3 protein-coding genes are annotated in these 3,843 nt (G+C 47.7%); 2 read left to right on the top strand and 1 reads right to left on the bottom strand.

Annotated elements, in window-relative coordinates; all coding sequences use genetic code 11:
• A partial coding sequence (locus ACP5H1_RS08100; RefSeq protein WP_427973924.1) for a glycosyltransferase occupies positions 1–726 on the top strand: 726 nt, incomplete at its 5' end.
• On the opposite strand, the gene ACP5H1_RS08095 is transcribed toward ACP5H1_RS08100, so the two are convergent.
• A complete protein-coding gene (locus ACP5H1_RS08095; RefSeq protein ID WP_427973921.1) occupies positions 700–1,785 on the bottom strand; it encodes a glycosyltransferase in 1,086 nt (361 codons plus the stop codon). The two genes, ACP5H1_RS08100 and ACP5H1_RS08095, sit on opposite strands and share 27 nt — an antisense overlap.
• A gap of 504 nt (positions 1,786–2,289) precedes the next feature.
• Between ACP5H1_RS08095 and ACP5H1_RS08090 the strand changes: the two genes are divergently transcribed.
• Positions 2,290–2,592: a hypothetical protein gene (locus tag ACP5H1_RS08090; RefSeq protein WP_427973918.1), complete on the top strand. Its 303-nt coding sequence runs from the start codon at positions 2,290–2,292 to the stop codon at positions 2,590–2,592.
• Positions 2,593–3,843: the final 1,251 nt, after the last annotated feature.

Below are 3,843 nucleotides of genomic sequence, written 5' to 3'. Positions count from 1 at the left end.
GTAATATATAAGTGCGATAAGCAGGCCGTGAACCATATATTGGAAGGGCCGAAACTGCCGATATATGCTTATGCGCAGAGGAACACTGGCTTCACGGGCGCCATTAACCAGGGCCTCGAGCTTGCAAGCGGCGACATAGTCGTGTTCATAGACGATGATGTGATCTTGCCCATGGTGTTCCTAAAGAGGTATGAGGAGCTTTTTGAAAGATCATCAAGGAGGCTTGCTGGCTTTTGCAGCCGCGACCTGCCCTATGAAAGGGGTAAGGGATTAGTGAGGGGCCCTGACGATAGGCTTCTCGTAAGAATATACAGGAAGTTCTACGTAGGCCACCTAGTTAAGCCCCACCCAGGCCTTGAGGCCTTTAAGAAGGGCGTGTTCATTGACGTCAAGGGCAACGTAAGGCACGGTCCCTGTATACCTAATGGCACTTGCATTTCCCTGCCGTTCAGGGGGGCGAACATGGCCTTCTGGAAAGAGGCGGTAGAGGGCCTTAGGCTCCCTGAGGACCCAGGCCTAGGTGCAGCAAGGGGCAATGAACAGCTACTTGGGGTGATGCTTGCCTCAAGGGGGTACCTCTACGCTTACGTTCCAAACAACCCGGTGCTTCACCTTTATCATCCAAGTCTATCCAGGTCCCCAAGGGACCTCAGGGAGGCCACGCTAATGAGGCGTTACATTCTGGAGGCCCTCAGCAGGCTAAACGGAAGAGAGGAAGTTAAGTAGCTTTGAGGCCTGCTCGTCCCACGTAGGGAGCTTCGCCCTGCCTGAGAAGGGCCCTCTGGCTCTCTCAGCAAGTGTTGCAACCGTTTCACCTAGGTCAGAGCCTGGGCTGACCAAAGCTAGCGGGTATCCCTCTAATGCAACAGCGGGAATGCCCTCAAGCGACTTGGGAGTTGCTACGAGAACCAGACCCGCAGAAAGGTAGTCTATAACCTTCATGTGAACACCAGTACCCGAGACATTAAGCGAGACAGCTACGTCAGCCGAGCACAGAAGGTCGTCAACGTCATTTACAAAGCCCACGTAGAGTACACTGTCGGAGAGCCAACCAGGCCTCATGTCGGAGCTTCCTGCAACAACGAAGATCACGCCATGCCTTTCCCTGCTGCCACTGCTAGAGGTCAACAGAGCTTTAAGCGCGTCCATGTTAGGGCCATATCTCAGGCTTCCGTGCATGACCGCGACCACTTCGCTCTCTCTTACTCCCCACAAGGAGAGTGAGGTTCTCAGTCTCCCCTTCCCTCTGCAGCTGACCCCCCTGAGGCCTGGCACCAGGACTAACTGTTTCTCAGTCTTAACCTTGTAGAGCCTCCAGGCCTTCTCAAGAACCTTATCACTAATCGCTATTATCGCATCTGCGCTCTTATACATGGCCTTCTCAAAAGGGGTTACTGATGCTATACACGCAAGGCTCTTGCACACTTCCGCTTCGTTGCCGTGACTGTCGTATACAAATTGCAATCCTGATAGCCTTGAGGCTAAGGGGGCCCACCTGTTGACTCCATATATGTGCTCAGCAATGATAACGTCGGAACCCTTAGCAGTCTCCGCTATGACTGCTAAAGAGCTCAGGCTGCCAACCCAGGCTGAGCCCTTCCCTGGCAGCGACCCTACGACTCTGAGCTCTGAGACCCACGCAAGCCTCTCCGGGTATCTAGCCTCCTGCGTGACTAGCCTGATCTCGGCCTTCCTCGCAACCATGGAGTACAGCTCATAGGTCCTAGCCTGCTGTCCTTTGCCTAGCATCGAGAGATCAGTATCATCAACCAAGGTTATTATCATTTAAACACCACCACATTTTGCGATGGATGCTTGCTAAAAAAAAGCTTGTGTGGCATTTTTAATCATCCCTATGGGTCTCAGCATTTCTACTCATAATCTATGCATGCGTTTCCTATGTAAAGTGTCAAGGGGAGATTAAGGAGGAAGCGGCGCTAACTATAGTAATGACGCCACATAGAGCTCACTTCTGTTTTAATAAGTTTGATTTATAACGTTGATGCGACATTACCGCTCTATTGGCAAAGTTAACCACTTACTTTAAGTAGCTTTGGAAACGAAAAGAGTGACAACCTCATAAACTGTTTTAATGAAATCCGTGGAAGGCATTACAGGACCCCGCGACGGAGGATCATTAATAACAATAACGCTTATGGTTACGGTTCTTCTTGCTCTAACCATATACATTTTGGTCTTTGTAATGATGGGCAACAGAGTGTTTCAGGTCAATGATATCTACGGTCTTTTTCCTATAAACTTGCCCTGGGCATCCTTAGAACCCTCGCAGTGGTTCTAGCCATAACTGTTGTACTCCACGTAGCTCTTAATGAGAGAACCTCAACCAAGTTGACCGCCCTCACACTCATAACGCCCACCTTAATAGTCATTGGCATCAGGTTCCTAGTTACTGATCTCGCAGACAGATACTACATAACAGACTTTGAGGACTCCTTCAATCACATGTACCGTTCCATGTATATAGCTGAGTACGGCTACCTGACCCCTTACCCTGACTTCATGTGGCTTAACAGGTCCTTTTGGTTTATCCTAGCTGAGGCAATACTTGTGCTTTGGGGCTACCTCACATAGTTTAAGGATCCACAGTTCTACTTCATAATTAAGTGAATACCTTGAGCTTTTGTCGCTTCTCATGATCCCTTCAGTTTGCCTTCCGGCCAGGTCTTTAGGTCTTGGCAAGAGAGCCGCGGCGCTCCCAGTACCTTCTCCATAGTTATTTGGCCTGAGATCCCTGAGTCCATGTCTGAGCACTATAGGATGATAACCTTCACCATAACCATGCCACTTTAGTGTTAGCCCTGAGGGAGAGAGACAGGAAGCCGTTGATCCTTCTTCTCATAGCTACGCTGGCAGCCATCTACACTCACAGACTCATAGCCGCGCTATTATGCATGAACTTCTTTGGAGGAAAAATCCTTAGCAAGATGTTTTAAGGCAGTTTAGGTCCAGAACCTTTACGGTTTTAAGCACTGCTCACTTCGGTGGCAACCCACTTTATAATGGGAGTTTACGTCTCCTATGGCTTTGTTAAGCAGGATATCCACTATACTGGAACCTGACCTCATCCTACCTGTGTTAATAGATGCATTTATCTTTTTTATGCTCCATTAGCAGTTAGTGTAGCTGTATTTAGGTTTAGGCATCCTAATGAGAACAGGCCATTTAAAATTTCATTATATAAAATTTTATCGCCAATTGCATTTATTATAGGGGGACTCCTCATATATTGGTCAGGTTGGAGCGCTATTTCAATAACTGGTGCATCAGTTTTATTTGGATTGATTTTCTTGATATATTGTCATAAGAATGAAAAATTAAAGAAGCAAGATTTTATACCAGGTGGATGGTTACAAAAAGAACGTCAAGCCTTCCCCTTTCTAGGAACGGGGTAAAGCTTTTAAATTATGAAATGTGTTAAGGTAATGTGAAAACAATAAGGTGTGTGGGGAAGCCCATAACGGGCATACTAAGTATGTTAGGTGTCCCTACACAGATACATATCCTCGAATCCCTTGGACCTGGGGGTGGAGGGCAACTCCTGTTGAGGGATAGGGGTAACGGGCTGAAGATCTAGCGTGGTCTATTGCTAAACGAGTTGAGCGGGGTTGGTGTTAAACGCACTCACTAGCTATGAGGGGATGAAAATGAGGGCGGTAAACCACAAACCTATGATCTCCCTAAGGGAACCCATGCTCTTTAAAGAGGGGAGGAGTTTGCGACTTACTGCTGGGCTTGATGAGTAGTTGAGAGCTTAGTCCCTACGCTTGATCATGATTAAAGATTAAGATGATTGAAATGAAAGTAAGAGCAAATAGTATCAAG

This window comes from Acidilobus sp. (assembly GCF_049973875.1).
GTDB lineage: Archaea > Thermoproteota > Thermoprotei_A > Sulfolobales > Acidilobaceae > Acidilobus.
The sequence above is the reverse complement of the archived record's forward strand: the minus strand, read 5'-3'. Positions and strand labels throughout refer to the sequence as shown.

Excerpts from the sequence above, each read along its gene's own strand:
- ACP5H1_RS08095 (WP_427973921.1), bottom strand. The coding sequence starts at position 1,785 with ATGATAATAACCTTGGTTGATGATACTGATCTCTCGATGCTAGGCAAA.